This window comes from Marinobacter sp. CP1, from assembly GCF_001266795.1.
GTDB classification, from domain to species: Bacteria; Pseudomonadota; Gammaproteobacteria; order Pseudomonadales; family Oleiphilaceae; genus Marinobacter; species Marinobacter flavimaris.
On sequence record NZ_CP011929.1, the window covers coordinates 2,471,131 to 2,485,780 of the forward strand.

Here is a 14,650-nt window from a genome sequence, read left to right on the forward strand (position 1 = left end):
CGTCATCATGATATGAGCCAATCAACCAAAAAATCCGGATACCCCTTTTTTGGTGATTCCTTTGTCTATGTCATTTTCGATGACAACACCGATCTGTACTGGGCCCGCTCCCGGGTACTGGAGTACCTGAGCCAGGTGGCCGGGCAATTGCCCGATGCCGCCAAACCAGAGCTGGGGCCGGATGCAACCGGCGTTGGCTGGGTATACTCCTACGCCCTGGTGGACCGCACCGGTCAGCATGACCTGTCGGAACTGCGGGCTATTCAGGACTGGTTCCTGAAGTTTGAACTGCAAACCGTGCCCGGTGTATCCGAGGTCGCCAGCGTTGGCGGCATGGTGAAACAGTATCAGGTCGTGGTGAACCCGGACAGACTGCGGGCCCACGACATTACCCTGCAGCGCATCCATTCCGCCATCAACAGCGCCAACCAGGAAACCGGCGCCTCGGTGGTGGAGATGGCCGAGGCGGAATACATGGTACGGGTCACCGGCTACCTGCAGAACGAAGACGATCTGCGACAGGTCCCCCTGGGGGTCAACGACAACGGCAAGCCCCTGTTACTGAAAGACGTGGCCGATGTGCAGCTTGGCCCACAGGTCCGTCGCGGTATCGCCGAACTGAATGGGGAAGGGGAAGTGGCCGGAGGCATTGTGGTGATGCGTTTCGGTGAGAACGCCTTGAAAACCATCGAAGGGGTCAAGCAACGCTTGGAGGACATCAAAACCAGCCTCCCCGATGGTGTAGAAGTGGTTCCTACCTACGATCGCTCCACACTCATTAATAACGCCGTGGACAACCTGTATGGCAAGTTATTGAAAGAGTTCCTGGTGGTCGTCCTTATTTGCGCAGTATTCCTGTTCCATCTACGGTCGTCGCTGGTGGTCATCGTCAGTCTGCCCGTAGGTATCCTTGCGGCGTTCGTGGTGATGCACGCCCAGGGCATCAACGCCAATATCATGTCCCTCGGGGGTATTGCCATTGCCATCGGCGCCATGGTGGACGGGGCCATCGTGATGGTGGAGAACGTCCATAAACACATGGAGCGAACCCCGCTGACACCGGAAAACCGATGGGCCGTGATGTCGCGGGCCGCGGGTGAGGTGGGGCCCGCGCTGTTTTTCTCACTGATGATCATCACCGTGAGCTTTCTGCCGGTCTTCACCCTGGAGGCTCAGGAGGGCAAGCTCTTCGCCCCCCTGGCGTTCACCAAAACCTACGCCATGGCGGCGGCAGCCGGGCTGGCCATCACTCTCGTTCCAGTGCTGATGGGCTATTTCATCCGTGGCAAGGTATTGCCAGAACATCGCAATCCCATCAACCGACTGCTGATCGCCCTGTACCGACCGATTATCGGCTGGGCTTTGCGACGGCCGGCATTGATGCTTGCCGGAGGCCTGGTGGTGCTGATCATCGGCTTCTGGCCGGCCAACAAGCTGGGCAGTGAATTCATGCCGCCTCTGGACGAGGGGGATCTGATGTACATGCCCACCACCTATCCTGGTATCTCCATTGGCAAGGCCCGATAGATTCTGCAACAGACCGACAAGCTGATTGCCAGTATTCCGGAAGTGGAGACCGTGTTCGGAAAAATTGGCCGCGCCGATACGGCCACCGATCCTGCCCCGCTGACCATGATTGAGACCTTTATCCAGTTCAAACCACGGGACCAGTGGCGACCCGGCATGACGCCGGAATCTCTGCGCCGGGAACTGGACAGGACCGTCAGACTTCCGGGCCTTACTAACGCCTGGGTCATGCCGATCAAAACCCGCATCGACATGCTCTCCACGGGCATCAAGACCCCAGTCGGCATCAAGGTGGCCGGTCCTGACCTGGCGGTGATCCAGGGTATAGGGGAAGAGCTCGAGCGGGTGTTGACTGACATACCCGGCACAGCCTCTGCGTTTTCCGAGCGGGTGGCCGGCGGACGCTACATCAAGGTGGATATACAGCGCGAGGCTGCCGCTCGTTTCGGGCTGAATATCGCAGACATTCAATCGGTCGTACGTACCGCGATTGGCGGCATGAACGTGGCCAACACGGTGGAGGGTCTGGAGCGCTATCCCATCAATCTGCGCTATCCCCAGGGTTACCGGGATTCGGTGGAGCAGATGCGCCTGCTGCCGATGGTGACACCCAATGGCCAGCGTATCGCGTTGGCCGATGTGGCGGATATCCGGATCGACCAGGGGCCGCCCATGATCAAGTCGGAAAACGCCCGTATCAATGGCTGGACTCTGGTGGATATCGAGGGCCGGGATCTGGGCAGTTGGGTAAGGGAGGCGCAGTCCGTGGTGCAAGAACAGGTGGATCTACCTGCTGGCTACTCCCTGACTTGGTCTGGCCAATATGAGTATATGCAGCGGGCCAAGGAACGCCTGACGCTGGTGGTGCCGCTGACCCTGGCCATCATCATTCTGCTGTACCTGAACTTCCGCAACCTGACCGAGGTGGGCATTATTCTCGGCACCCTGCCATTCGGCATGATCGGTGGCATCTGGCTGATGTATCTGCTGGGTTACAACCTCTCCGTGGCCGTGGCCGTCGGTTTTATTGCCCTGGCCGGGGTGGCGGTGGAGATCGGAGTCCTGATGCTGGTGTACCTGAACCAGTCTCTGCATAACGCTTTGGAAACCGTGGATCATCAATCAGGCCAGCTGTCGGCAGATGCCCTGCGCAAGGCGATCAGTGACGGTGCTGCGCAACGGGTGCGTCCGATCATGATGACCTTCGCGGCCATTGTAGCTGGCCTGGTGCCCATCATGCTGGGCAGTGGCACCGGCTCAGAAGTCATGCAACGCATCGCCGGCCCGATGATCGGTGGCATGGTCACCACGTTGATCCTGACCCTGCTGCTGATTCCGGTGATTTTCTATCTCTGGCAGCGCGCACGGCTGAAAAAAATCGCCAAAAAAGGAACATTCCGATGATTAGACCCATTGGCATCCAAACCGTTCTGATCCTGCTGATCACAATGGCCTTGCCGATAAACGCCGAACCTATTGAGGTCGTTGACGATTGGGTTCAAGAGGCTCTGACCAATAACGCGACTCTGGGCGCGCAAAGATCTGTCGCCGAAATGTCAGAAGCCAAAGTGGAGGGCTCAGATACTTGGGCCGACCCGGTCATCAAGTATGGCATTGCGCCTGAAACTCTAGAGGGACCTAATACAGTTGGGCATCGCTTTGAGGTAAGCCAGCAGCTGCCCTGGCCGGATCATCTGTCGGCGTCTCGCAAGGCAGCGGAGGCCGGAATGCTTGCCGCCCAGCAGGAGACTCAGTGGCTAATAAGGCAGCTGACAGCTCGCGTTAAGGAGGCGTATGCATATTGGTGGTATACCAATGAAGCGATCAATCTCCATCATGAGACACGCGCTTTGGTCGAGCAACTGGCCACCGTAACGGAACAGAGGCTTGACTATGGCATCGGCTCGCAAAGTGAAATGCTCAGGGTCAAAACGGAGTTGGATACTCTAGCCCGGATTTCTCATAGGTCCCCAGCAAGTCTCGCAGACTGTGCGGGTTACCGCCATTACCGCTCATTGGCGGCCGTGACTGATCAATAATCGATCAATTCCTGTTGTCCGGACACACGGCCCCCTTTCCCCCATTGAGTCGGGCCGGGGGAGCCCGGGCTTCTATCCCGGAACCAGTTGACGCACCAGGTCAGAGAGTTCGTCTTTGTAAGGATAGGCATCGCTCATCAACACCCGTATGCGCCGAGTGTTGCGAATGATGACCGCGCCCACCTTGATCAGCTTCAGCCGCAGGTTACTGGCGCTCATTCTCTCGAAGGGCGTCTTCTTCAAGTGGGCCCGTAATCGCTCGAACAGCGTGTAGGCAAAGCCCGACAGGAGCAACCGCCACTGATTGGTCCACCACCGCGTGCTGGAGGTGCGATCTGCGAACAGACACAACTGCTGATCCTTGATCCGGTTTTCCATGTCACCCCGGGCACAGTATTGCTCGTAGTAGAGTTTAACGCCGTCGTCGTAACGGGAACTGATAATGAACCTGGGGTTGGCACCCAGTTCGCACTCCTCCAGACGCGCGATCACCCAGCGGGGGTGTTTCCAGGTTCGGGCCTGGTACTGGAACCGGTAGGTGGCGGAGACTTTTTCACCCAGTTCGTTGTGAGCCTTGCGAACCAGCATCGAGGGTACGTCTACCTCCTTGAGCAGCCGGCTGTTCTTGCTGATGCCGACCAGATAGTCCACGTTGTTCCGGTCGCACCAGCTCAGCAATCGGGGACGGTAAAAGCCGCTGTCACCCCGGAACACGATGCGGGTATCCGGCCAGTACTGCCGGATGAACTTCACCAGCAGGGCCAGAATGGCCCAGCTATGGCGGCTGTCGCTTCGATTGCTGGTGCGCAGGTAGCTCACCAACAGGTGACGGCCGCAGAACACGTACAGCGGGAAGTAACAATGGTGATCGTAGTAGGCGTTAAAGAACTTGCCGGGCTGGTCGCCATGCACCGGAACGTCGGTGCCATCGAAGTCCAGCACGATTTCCTTGGGTGGGGCGTCGTGCTGCTCAATGAAGTGATGCCACATCAGTTCGTGGGCCTTGACCACGGCCTGCCGGTCCACGCGCTGCTCCATTCGGCACAGTGTTGATTTGCCCGCTAGAATGGCCGCTTCGCCAGTCGCGGTCTGAAGTGCCTGGTCAGCGCGTAACGTTTCGTGATCGTTCAGATCTTCGTATCCGGCGGCTACGCCAAAGACCCGTTGCCGGATCATGGTTTGAAGCTTGTGGCGAACCAGTACCGGATTACGGGCATCGTCCAGCACCGTAGCCAGGCGCTGAGTGAGCTGGTGTTGGTTGTCGACTTCGCGAAGCAAAAGCAGGCCGGCATCGGAGGTGATATGACCACCGGAGAAATCGGCTTCAATTTGACGGCGAGACAGTGGCGAGAAGGTCAGTTTTTCAGGTACCATTTTGGATAGCGGCTGTTGGTGCTTGGTGAACGGTGTAAGGTCCTGAAACTATAGCACTTTCAGCCGCTTTCTTTTATCCCCTCATGAGAAATCCGGGCTAATGTCCAACGGCCACTGGCAACGGTTGTGGTTGGCGGTCTGATCACTTCAACGCTGCTGACGCTGGTGGTGTTGCCCAGTGTGTACCAGTGGTTTGCATCTGAACGTCGTGACGTTTCAGTCTGATAGTCAGGAGACGGTTTATGTATGAAATAAAAGCGTATGTCAGAGAAGTGATGGCAGAGCATGTGGTTGATGCTCTGGCCAAAGTTAAGGGGGTGGCAAGTATTGCTGTCGTGTCTCTCGGCGAATTTGGTCATCTGGTCGGCGATGAGTCGCCTCTGGAGAAAGTGAAGATGGTCAAGCTGGAAATAGACGTAGCGACCGATGATGTCGCTGGTGAAGTTGTGGAACTCATTGTCAGAACGGGCAGAACCCAGGAAGGGCACCCGGGTGACGGCAAGGTGCTTGTATCCCGCCTGGTTCGGGCTGTTCGTATCGACGATGGTGCGACCGACGAGAGCGCACTTCAACCGGCATCAAACCAGCGCTTTTCCTAGATTGGATGGCGGCATCGTGGCCATGAGTCGCGTTGCCGCTTCTCCCCGCCCTTATTGAGGAGCACTTTCAAGTTCCCTGAGCTAATGCCTTCCAAATTCAAGTTCATTTCAACCTTTTCACTTACTATCTCCACCTCTACCTACCTTGTCATGGGCGTCTCGCCCCCATGAATTGTGGCTAACAACCCCTTCGGGAGAAAGTCGATGAAGGCAAGCAAGCACTCGCCCAGGGCGTTGCTGTGTTCAGTACTATTGTCTATTCCTCTGTTCGGTCAAGCGGAGACTGTGAATTGGACAAATTGGCTCACTGGCCAGATAAGCAAGCATCCGGATGTCATGGCGGCGACAGAGCAGGCGGCAGCCCGGGATGCGGATGCTGAGGCAAGCGAACAACCGCTGTATAACCCGGAGCTGTCTGTTGGAGCAGACAGAACGGGCAGTGAAAACAACTTTGAGGCAGGGCTATCACAAACGATCGATTGGTCTGATCAACAGGGTGCGCTAAAGGACAAGGCAAAGCTGATCAGGCTTTCCGCTGAAGCTGATTTGAACGAGGCGGTTTTGGCACAAACGTCCGAGTCGCTGTTTGCGCTTGTCGAGTGGCGCGCGGCGACGCGTGCCGAAGAAATTGCGGAATCCCAGCAACACCGTCTGGATGCCTTGCTGGAGCAGGTTGAGCAACGCCAGCAGGCGGGCGACCTGGGGAGTACCGATGCAGAGCTGCTTTTTTTAAGCCTTTCTCAGCAGCTCAGTGAACTCGCCCAGGCAAAGGCTGCGGTTGATCAGGCGCAAGCCCGGGTCAGAGAGCTTCTGCCGGATTGGCGGCCTCAGGATGGGGGGATCCCCGGGCACATTTGGCCGGCTCTTGCTTCCAGGGTCGATAACGACAATTTGCTGGATCATCCGTCAATTGCTGCTGCCCGCGCGAGGTGGCAGGTGTTGCGGAGCGAAGCCGAGGTGGTCAGTCGCAGAGCGGCGGCATCTCCCACGGTCGGGCTGAGCGGAGGGCGTGATGGCGGTGAGAACCTGGTTGGCCTGACGTTCTCGATCCCTCTGAATGTCCGTAATAACTACCGTGCCGAAATCCAGGCTGCCAACCGACGATCATTAGAGGCCGAAGCTCGGTTTCAGGCACTTTATCGGAAGCAGCAGTATGATCTGGCGGGCGCCCGAGCTGCCTGGAAGCGATACGACACCCAACTTCGTCGATGGACAGAACTCTCCCAGGGGCGTGTACAGCGAAGTGCTGATTTGCTTGAGAAGCAGTGGCAGGTCGGCGACCTCTCCACCTCCGAGTATCTCCAGGCGCTGGGCCAGCGCGCAGAGAGCCTGAAAACCGGTATTGAACTGGAAAAGCAGGCGCAGTTGGGTCTGATTGAGCTCTTGAGCCAGTCTGGCGAACTGATCACCCTCTTCCAATAATAGTCTGGAAACTGGATATTCATTATGAAAAAAACTCTGATTTCTGTATTCGCATTGACGTTGCTTACAGCCCCACTTTCTTTTGTACAGGCAGAGGAAGATGCTCATCAGGAAGCCGGTCATGATCATGCTGCCAGTGGCGACGATCATCAGGAAGTCACCGGTGAGGAGGGCGAGTATAAGGAAGATCATGGTGAAGAAGGTGAGCATGAGGAGGAAGGTGAGCATGAGGAGGAAGGTGATCATGAAGAGGAAGGGGGGCACGGCCACGAAGACGAGAACGGTGGCCATGAAGAAGCAACTACCGCAAGCATCAATGCCAAACAGAAAGAGCTCGCCGGCATTGAAGTAGCAACCCTCGAAAGCAAGCACGTTGACTATGAAATCTACGCTCCCGGTGAGCTGCTGACCAACGGCTATACCAGCTATCACGTGTCCCCCCGGGTTGCCTCAGTGGTGCTGCGGCGTCACGTGGAACTGGGTGAGCACGTAACCAAGGGCCAGCCGCTGGTAACCCTGTTCAGTGAGACGGTGGCACAGGCGCAGGCGGATTACAGGAAAGCTTTTCCTGAATGGAAGCGAATCAGCGGGCTGGGTCGTTCCGTGGTTGGCGATCAGCGGTTCAATACAGCGAAAGCCAACATTGAAGCAGCAAGGGCGACTCTGCTTGCTTACGGGCTGAACGATGATGACATTGGTGCGTTGAAGGCCAGTGGTGTGGGTAGCCTCGGTGAATACATGCTCAGGGCTCGCGTGGATGGTGCAGTACTGACCGATGAGTTTGAGCAAGGACAAAGAGTTGAGGCTGGCCAGCCGCTGGTGACTCTTGCTGATGAGAGTGAGCTTTGGGTAGAAGCCCATCTGCCAGCAAGCTCCGACATTGTTCTAGAGAAGGGCGCGGAAGCCGAAGTCAGGGCAGCGGGTCGTGTGGGCGTGGCAACGGTGTCCCAGGAAGCCCACACCATTGATCCTGTGACCCGCACGCGGATTGTCAGGCTGGAGCTGGACAATCCTGAAGATCGTTTTCATCCAGGAATGTTCGCAGATGTGTATTTTCGTTTTAAGACCAGCGAGCCGGTGCTTGCCGTGCCGGAGACTGCATTGATGCGTGGCGCGGACGGCGACTGGACGGTCTATGTGGAAGAGGCCGAAGGCGAGTATGAACCCGTGGAAGTGGAACTGGGCCGCTCAATTGGCGGGCTCCGTGAGGTTTCCGGCCTGGCTGCGGGCCAACGAGTCGTTTTGCGGGGCGCATTTTTTGTGGCCTCTGAGATTGCCAAAGGCGGCTTTGATCCGCACAACCACTGATTCCGGGAGCCATTATGTTCAACCGAGTAGTCGACTTGGCGGTTCAGAACCGCCTGTTGGTTCTTATTGCGCTTGCAGTGCTTATCGCCACGGCCGCGTTTCAGATACCAAAACTGAATCTTGATGCTTTCCCCGACGTTACAAACGTCCAGGTCGCTGTTAATACAGAGGCGCCCGGACTTGCGGCTGAGGAAGTCGAGCAGCTGATCACCTATCCCATTGAAGCGGTGATGTATGCGTTGCCGGATGTTGAGGAGGTTCGGTCCATCTCCAAAACCGGGTTGTCTGGTGTCACCGTGGTCTTTAAAGAGGGCACGGATATCTATTTCGCGCGCCAACTGGTTTTCGAGCGGTTGCAGGCCGCGCGGGAGCTGATTCCGGACGGGGTCGGGGTGCCTGAAATGGGGCCGAATACGTCCGGTCTTGGCCAGGTCTACCAGTACCTGCTGATAGCGGACCCGGATTCGGGGTACGACGCAATGGAATTGCGCAGCTTGCACGACTGGCTGGTCAAACTGTTGCTGATACCGGCTGAAGGGGTTACGGAAATCCTGTCGTTTGGCGGAGAGGTCCGCCAGTACCAGGTTAACCTGAACCCGGCGCGAATGCTGTCCTATGACTTATCACAGAACGATGTCATGGAAGCCCTGGAGAACAACAACTCCAATGTTGGGGGCTGGTATATGGGCCGCGGGCAGGAGCAGTTGGTTATTCGCGGTATGGGCTGGCTGGGTAATGGCGAGCAGGGGCTCGAGCAGATCCGTCAGGTGCCCGTTAAAACCAGTGATGGCATTACAGTGACAGTGAACGATGTCGCCGAGGTAGCGCTGGGCACTGAAATTCGCCAGGGTGCGGTAACCATGACCCGGAAGGATGAAGCCGGTCAGGTTGAACAACTGGGTGAAGTGGTTTCTGGCATTGTACTCAAACGAATGGGGGCCAACACAAAAGCCACCATCGACGGCATCGAGGCCCGCATTGATCGCATAAATCAGGCGCTTCCGAGTGGGGTTCGTTTTGAGCCCTATTACAACCAGGCGGATCTGGTGACCAAGGCCGTAGAGACGGTGACCAATGCGCTTTTGTTGGCTTTTGTGTTTATTGCGATTGTGCTTGCCCTGTTCCTGATGAATCTGCGGGCAACAACGCTGGTGCTGCTTTCAATACCGATTTCCATCGGGATTGCCCTGATGATCATGGCCTGGTTCGGTCTCTCGGCCAACCTGATGTCTCTGGGCGGCATTGCTGTGGCAATCGGCATGCTGGTGGATGGCTCTGTTGTTATGGTTGAGAACATGTTCAAGCATCTGACCCATCCTGATGCTGAGCATGACGCCCATCGGGATGAGTTGGCTGGAGATGACCCCGATCCATTGGACGCGTCACACGATGATCATGGCATTGCCCTTCGTCTCCAGGAAGCCGGCCGGGAAGTGGCGCGGCCGATTTTTTTCGCGACGGCGATTATCCTGGTCGTTTTCATGCCTCTGTTCAGCTTCGAAGGTGTGGAAGCCAAGCTGTTCCAGCCAATGGCAATCAGCATCATGCTGGCTATCGTGTCGGCGGTGATCGTCGCTCTGGTGGTTGTACCCGCGCTGGCGTCATACATGTTCCGTAAGGGTATCCGGGAGCGGGAAAGCTTCATTCTAAAACCCCTGGAAAAGCTCTATCGCATGGGGCTTGCCTGGTCACTGAAGCATAGCCGCGTGGTTGTTGGCGCGGCGGCTGTTCTTGTCGTGCTGGCGGCTCTTGTTGTGCCGCGACTCGGTACGGAGTTTGTCCCTGAACTGGAAGAAGGGACGATCAACCTCCGGGTGACGCTGGCCCCTTCATCAAGCCTTGATACGGCGATTGAAGTTGCGCCAAAACTGGAAGCCATGTTGATGGAGTTTCCAGAAGTGACTTACGCTCTCTCCCGGGCTGGCCGAGCAGAAATAGGTGGCGACCCGGAGCCCGTTAACAATATAGAGATCTATATTGGCTTAAAACCAACTTCGGAGTGGACCAGCGCCAGTAATCGCTATGAATTGCAGGCTCTGTTTGAGGAGAAGCTCGAACAGCACCCGGGACTACTGTTTAACTTTTCTCAGCCTATCGCGACTCGGGTTGATGAATTGTTGTCAGGTGTTCGTGCGCAGTTGGCCATCAAACTCTTTGGCCCGGATCTCGACGTACTGGCGGAGAAAGGCCAGCAGATTGAAGCGGCGGTCCGAACAGTTCAGGGAACACGGGATGTGGCCATGGAGCAGATTGCCGGTGAAGCGCAGTTGGTGGTTCAGCCAGACCGTCAGGCACTTTCCCGGTACGGACTCGCCGTGTCTGATGTGATGAGTGTCGTCCGGGACGGACTGGGTGGTGCCGCCGCGGGCCAGATCATCAACGGAAATGAGCGGTACGATATCTATGTGCGCCTGGCCAAACGTTTCCGGGAAGACCGGGATGCCATTGCTGATCTCAGGTTGCAGGCGCCTTCCGGAGCCTGGGTGAGACTCGGTGATGTGGCCGATGTGTCTATTGAGTCTGGCCCGCCCCAGGTGCGCCGCGACGACGTTCAGCGCCGTGTGGTCATTCAGTCCAATGTGCAGGGTCGTGACATGGGCAGTGTGGTTGCCGATATTCAGGATACCATCGCGTCAGAAGTGAACCTTCCCCCCGGCTATTCGGTGGATATTGGTGGTCAGTTCGAAAACCAGCAGCGAGCTCAGAAACGATTGACCATTGTGGTACCTGTATCTCTGGGGCTGATCGCGCTGTTGCTCTACTTTGCTTTCAGTTCGGTTGGTCAAGCGCTGTTGATTCTGGTCAACGTGCCGCTTGCCGTTATTGGTGGCGTCTTTTCACTCTGGCTCTCCGGCCAGTATCTTTCGGTGCCCAGTTCGGTCGGTTTCATCACGCTGTTCGGTGTGGCAGTGCTCAATGGGGTCGTTATGGTTGAAAGCATCAATCAGCGAATACAGGATGGGTTGAGCGTGGATGCCGCGGTGTTTGAAGGTGCCGTCTCCCGTTTACGTCCTGTCTTGATGACAGCAATAACCTCGGCACTCGGTTTGATACCGATGCTGTTGTCGACGGGCGTGGGTGCTGAAATCCAGAAGCCACTGGCCAGCGTGATTGTTGGTGGTCTCGTGACTGCAACTTTCCTGACACTCTTTGTTTTGCCGGTTCTGTTCGGTCGCTTTTCGAGAGCCAAGGTGGGTGATATTCAGCGGTAGATGTGAGGCGGAAATGCATAGTTGCGGTTACATGCATGGAAGTGTAATTCCGCCCGTTTTAACGGAGACGAGGGTCTTGCTGTTGAACTTTGCTCCTAGAAAGAAGGCTGTGACTGTGATTCTGGTGCCCGATGTTTCTGAAGAGTCAATGTTCACCATTTCCGGAATTGTTGTTGAAACATCGGGCACGATGGTTAGCCACGGGTGTGTCGGCCAGGATGAAGAAGGTTCCCTTTAAAAGAATAAGTGGATTTATTGCCGCCGGAGGAATGGCAACCCTTTTCCATTGGGCGGCCATGTCCGGCCTGGTTCTGCTTGGCATGGCCCCCGTAGCAGCCACCTTTTCTGGAAGCGTTGTAGGAGCGGTTACCAACTACTGGTTGCAGCGAACTTTGGCCTTTCCAAACGCACGCCCACACATCCAGGCCATCTGGCGATATGCCTTTTCCTGTTCACTCGCAGCTCTCCTGAACGTTCTGATCTTTTTAGTCCTGCATCAACTGTTTGAAATCTCTGTTGTGCCTGCTCAGCTTCTAACCACTGCGGCTGTCGCTGTATTTAACTATGTTGTCTACCAAAGGCTGGTGTTTCATGAACAAACCTCTTGAGACTTCCCGTGCGCCGAATGAATCAGAGCTGCTTTCCCTGGTGGTTCCGGTGTTCAATGAGCGTTCGATGCTTCCCCTATTCTTTGAGCATGTATTGCCGATCCTTGCGAGCCTCGATATTCGCTCGGAGATCGTGGTTGTGGACGATGGTAGCGAGGATGGCAGTGCCGAATTTGTTAGGACTTTCATTAAAAGGAAATCGAGCATCCGTCTCGTCAAGCTAAGCCGCAACTTTGGCAAAGAGGCAGCGGTAACAGCAGGGCTGGAGCATGCCAAGGGGGATGCGGTGATCGTTCTGGATGCGGACCTTCAGGATCCACCTGAATACATTCCCGAGATGGTCAGGAGTTGGAAGTCCGGCTTTGATGTCGTTCTGATGCAACGTCGATCACGTGTAGGCGAGAGTTTTCTCAAGCGCTGGAGTGCGCACCTTTTCTATCGCTTGCTGAATAAGACCAGTCGCACTGAAATCCCGGTCGACACGGGTGATTTCCGATTGATGAGCAGGCGGGCAGTTGATGCCCTTCTCCGGTTAGGAGAGCGCAACCGCTACATGAAGGGACTCTTTGCCTGGGTTGGTATGCCAACGACGATCATCGAATACGACCGGGCATTGAGAGTGGCTGGCGAGAGTAAGTGGGACTACCCGGGCCTGGTCGGCCTGGCCCTTGAAGGCCTGACTTCCTTCTCAGTGTCACCTCTCAGATGGGCAACGCTTGTCGGCTTGCTGGCCGCCTCCGTTGGTGGATTGTTCGGTGTCTGGATTGTAGCGAAGGCAATAATGCTCGGCGATCCGACTGACGGCTACCCATCGTTAATCGCCCTCATCAGTTTTCTGGGCGGCATACAACTGGTGAGCGTTGGTATCGTTGGTGAGTATGTGGGCAAAACCTACATCGAATCGAAACAGCGACCACTGTATCTGACCGAAGAAGTGGTCGAGAACAAAGAGGTATCAAGCCGAGACCAAATCAGCAACTTCAGAGGCGTCAAGAATGCTAAAGCGATTTGAGCCCTGGTTCTGGGTACTGGCTGCCGTATTGTTCAGTCGCTTTATCGGAATGACGCTGTTTCCCTTCGTGGATACAACGGAGCCCCGATACGCTGAAATCGCTCGGTTAATGGCTGAATCCGGGGACTGGATAACGCCCTGGTTTGAACCCGGCGTTCCGTTCTGGGGGAAGCCTCCCCTGTCATTCTGGGCTCAAGCGGCCTCTCTAAAGATATTTGGACTGTCTGAATTCTCATTGCGGCTACCGGCATGGTTCGCCACGATTGGAATCGTATGGCTGACGTGGTGCCTTGCAAATCATGCGCGAGGTGCTGCGGTCGCTCGGTGGTCTACTCTTGTGCTTTCCACGATGGCACTCACTTATATCAGTGCCGGCGCAGTCATGACGGATACGTTCCTGGTATTTGGAACGACCCTCTCCTTGGTGAGCGTGTGGTTTGTGCTTTCAGGGCGCTCTGACTATTGGCGCTGGTGGTTTTTCATGGGCCTGGCCATCGGTTTGTTGTCAAAGGGACCGTTGGCTGTTGTACTGACCGTTATCCCCCTGGTGCTATGGGCTGCTATTTTCAGGCAGCGGTTACAGCCGTTGAAAAAATTACCCTGGCTTCTTGGCTCACTTCTGACACTGGCGATTGCCGTGCCATGGTACGTGCTCGCTGAATTGAAAACGCCAGGGTTCCTCAACTATTTCATCATTGGCGAACACTTTAGCCGGTTTCTGGACCCCGGGTGGGCCGGCGATTTGTACGGTAGTGCCCATGACCGGCCCAAGGGCATGATCTGGATATTCTGGCTTTGGGCTTCATTCCCCTGGGGTATCATTGGCTTGGTTGGCTTTGGCCTTGCGGCGGCGCGAGGCAAAACAAAGGATATATTCACTGGTGCTGTTCAAGACGCCTCAACGCTGTATCTGTTGTTTTGTGCGATAACGCCAATGCTGTTCTTTACCCTGGCAGGCAACACGCTCTGGACTTACATACTTCCTTCTCTGCCGTTCTCGGCCATTCTGATTGCCGGATGGGTGTCGCAGCTCAATTTACGTCCCTGGTCCAGAATCAGGTCGGGTGCTGTATTACTTGCACCCGTTCTCATTACCCTTTTTGTGTTCATAGGTGTGAGCGGAGTAAAACCACTAAAAACCGAGAAGCAATTGATAGGCCGGTATGAGAGCATTCAGCAAGCGGGAGACGGTCCAATCTTTTACATTGGCGAGATGCCATTTTCCGCACGTTTTTATTCGTTGGGCGACGCTGTCGAAATCACCTCCACAGAATTCGACAGTCTGCTGGACGCTGACGGGTACGCCAGGGTCTTTGCCGCAATTCCAAACGATGCGGTAGATAAGGTTCTTGGTCCGCGGGCCACTGACGCTCAGAAGTTGGGGGAGAACGAACGGTACCAGCTATTCTCGATCGATCTTCCGCCAACAGACAGCCAGAATGACCCCGTTGATTCTGAATTAAACTCGAAGAATGATTAATGACGCAGCTGATTACTGCTAAAACTGAGTCTTTGAAGGCCGGATTTTCAAGATGGCTGGCCTTTTGGC

At 55.8% G+C, this 14,650-nt stretch carries 9 protein-coding genes and 2 pseudogenes; 10 read left to right on the top strand and 1 reads right to left on the bottom strand.

Going from position 1 to position 14,650, the window contains the following annotated elements:
- Positions 1–36: 36 nt before the first annotated feature.
- Both ACP86_RS11445 and ACP86_RS11450 read left to right on the top strand, forming a co-directional pair.
- A pseudogene (locus tag ACP86_RS11445) lies at positions 37–2,931 on the top strand (efflux RND transporter permease subunit); the annotation flags it as partial.
- On the top strand, positions 2,928–3,566 hold the full coding sequence (locus ACP86_RS11450) for a TolC family protein (RefSeq protein WP_008175810.1): 639 nt from the start codon (positions 2,928–2,930) through the stop codon (positions 3,564–3,566). The pseudogene ACP86_RS11445 and the gene ACP86_RS11450, both read left to right, overlap by 4 nt.
- A 72-nt stretch (positions 3,567–3,638) precedes the next feature.
- Here ACP86_RS11450 and ACP86_RS11455 read toward each other — a convergent pair whose 3' ends face one another.
- Complete coding sequence (locus ACP86_RS11455) at positions 3,639–4,940, bottom strand: IS1380 family transposase (protein ID WP_053113920.1); 1,302 nt, start codon at positions 4,938–4,940, stop codon at positions 3,639–3,641.
- 96 nt (positions 4,941–5,036) lie between these two features.
- On the opposite strand from ACP86_RS11455, the pseudogene ACP86_RS23690 reads away from it, so the two are divergent.
- The 8 genes and pseudogenes from ACP86_RS23690 to ACP86_RS11490 all read left to right on the top strand — a co-directional run.
- A pseudogene (locus ACP86_RS23690) lies at positions 5,037–5,165 on the top strand (efflux RND transporter permease subunit); the annotation flags it as partial.
- 17 nt (positions 5,166–5,182) lie between these two features.
- Entirely contained in the window at positions 5,183–5,539 is a 357-nt protein-coding gene (locus tag ACP86_RS11460; RefSeq protein ID WP_035561679.1) for a P-II family nitrogen regulator, read from the top strand.
- Between the two features lie 285 nt (positions 5,540–5,824).
- Positions 5,825–6,961: a TolC family protein gene (locus tag ACP86_RS11465; RefSeq protein WP_227507697.1), complete on the top strand. Its 1,137-nt coding sequence runs from the start codon at positions 5,825–5,827 to the stop codon at positions 6,959–6,961.
- A gap of 24 nt (positions 6,962–6,985) precedes the next feature.
- Positions 6,986–8,269 carry an efflux RND transporter periplasmic adaptor subunit gene (locus ACP86_RS11470; protein ID WP_053113924.1) on the top strand — a complete coding sequence of 428 codons (1,284 nt, stop codon included), beginning with the start codon at positions 6,986–6,988 and terminating at the stop codon, positions 8,267–8,269.
- Between the two features lie 14 nt (positions 8,270–8,283).
- Positions 8,284–11,481 (top strand): efflux RND transporter permease subunit, encoded by a 3,198-nt coding sequence (locus ACP86_RS11475; protein ID WP_053113926.1) that lies wholly within the window; start codon positions 8,284–8,286, stop codon positions 11,479–11,481.
- Positions 11,482–11,699: 218 nt separating this feature from the next.
- Positions 11,700–12,089, top strand: a complete 390-nt coding sequence (locus ACP86_RS11480; RefSeq protein ID WP_039881780.1) for a GtrA family protein — start codon at positions 11,700–11,702, stop codon at positions 12,087–12,089.
- Positions 12,073–13,101 (top strand): glycosyltransferase family 2 protein, encoded by a 1,029-nt coding sequence (locus ACP86_RS11485; RefSeq protein WP_008169859.1) that lies wholly within the window; start codon positions 12,073–12,075, stop codon positions 13,099–13,101. The genes ACP86_RS11480 and ACP86_RS11485 overlap by 17 nt, the downstream gene beginning before the upstream one ends.
- Positions 13,085–14,581, top strand: coding sequence for an ArnT family glycosyltransferase (locus ACP86_RS11490; protein WP_053113928.1), 1,497 nt, complete (start codon positions 13,085–13,087; stop codon positions 14,579–14,581). Before ACP86_RS11485 ends, ACP86_RS11490 begins: the two co-directional genes overlap by 17 nt.
- Positions 14,582–14,650 lie beyond the last annotated feature (69 nt).

What these genes read in the sequence shown, in the direction of transcription:
- ACP86_RS11450 (WP_008175810.1), top strand. Translation starts at nt 2,928, where the DNA reads ATGATTAGACCCATTGGCATCCAAACCGTTCTGATCCTGCTGATCACA.
- ACP86_RS11455 (WP_053113920.1), bottom strand. Translation starts at nt 4,940, where the DNA reads ATGGTACCTGAAAAACTGACCTTCTCGCCACTGTCTCGCCGTCAAATT.
- ACP86_RS11460 (WP_035561679.1), top strand. Translation starts at nt 5,183, where the DNA reads ATGTATGAAATAAAAGCGTATGTCAGAGAAGTGATGGCAGAGCATGTG.
- ACP86_RS11470 (WP_053113924.1), top strand. Translation starts at nt 6,986, where the DNA reads ATGAAAAAAACTCTGATTTCTGTATTCGCATTGACGTTGCTTACAGCC.
- ACP86_RS11475 (WP_053113926.1), top strand. Translation starts at nt 8,284, where the DNA reads ATGTTCAACCGAGTAGTCGACTTGGCGGTTCAGAACCGCCTGTTGGTT.
- ACP86_RS11480 (WP_039881780.1), top strand. Translation starts at nt 11,700, where the DNA reads ATGAAGAAGGTTCCCTTTAAAAGAATAAGTGGATTTATTGCCGCCGGA.
- ACP86_RS11485 (WP_008169859.1), top strand. Translation starts at nt 12,073, where the DNA reads ATGAACAAACCTCTTGAGACTTCCCGTGCGCCGAATGAATCAGAGCTG.
- ACP86_RS11490 (WP_053113928.1), top strand. Translation starts at nt 13,085, where the DNA reads ATGCTAAAGCGATTTGAGCCCTGGTTCTGGGTACTGGCTGCCGTATTG.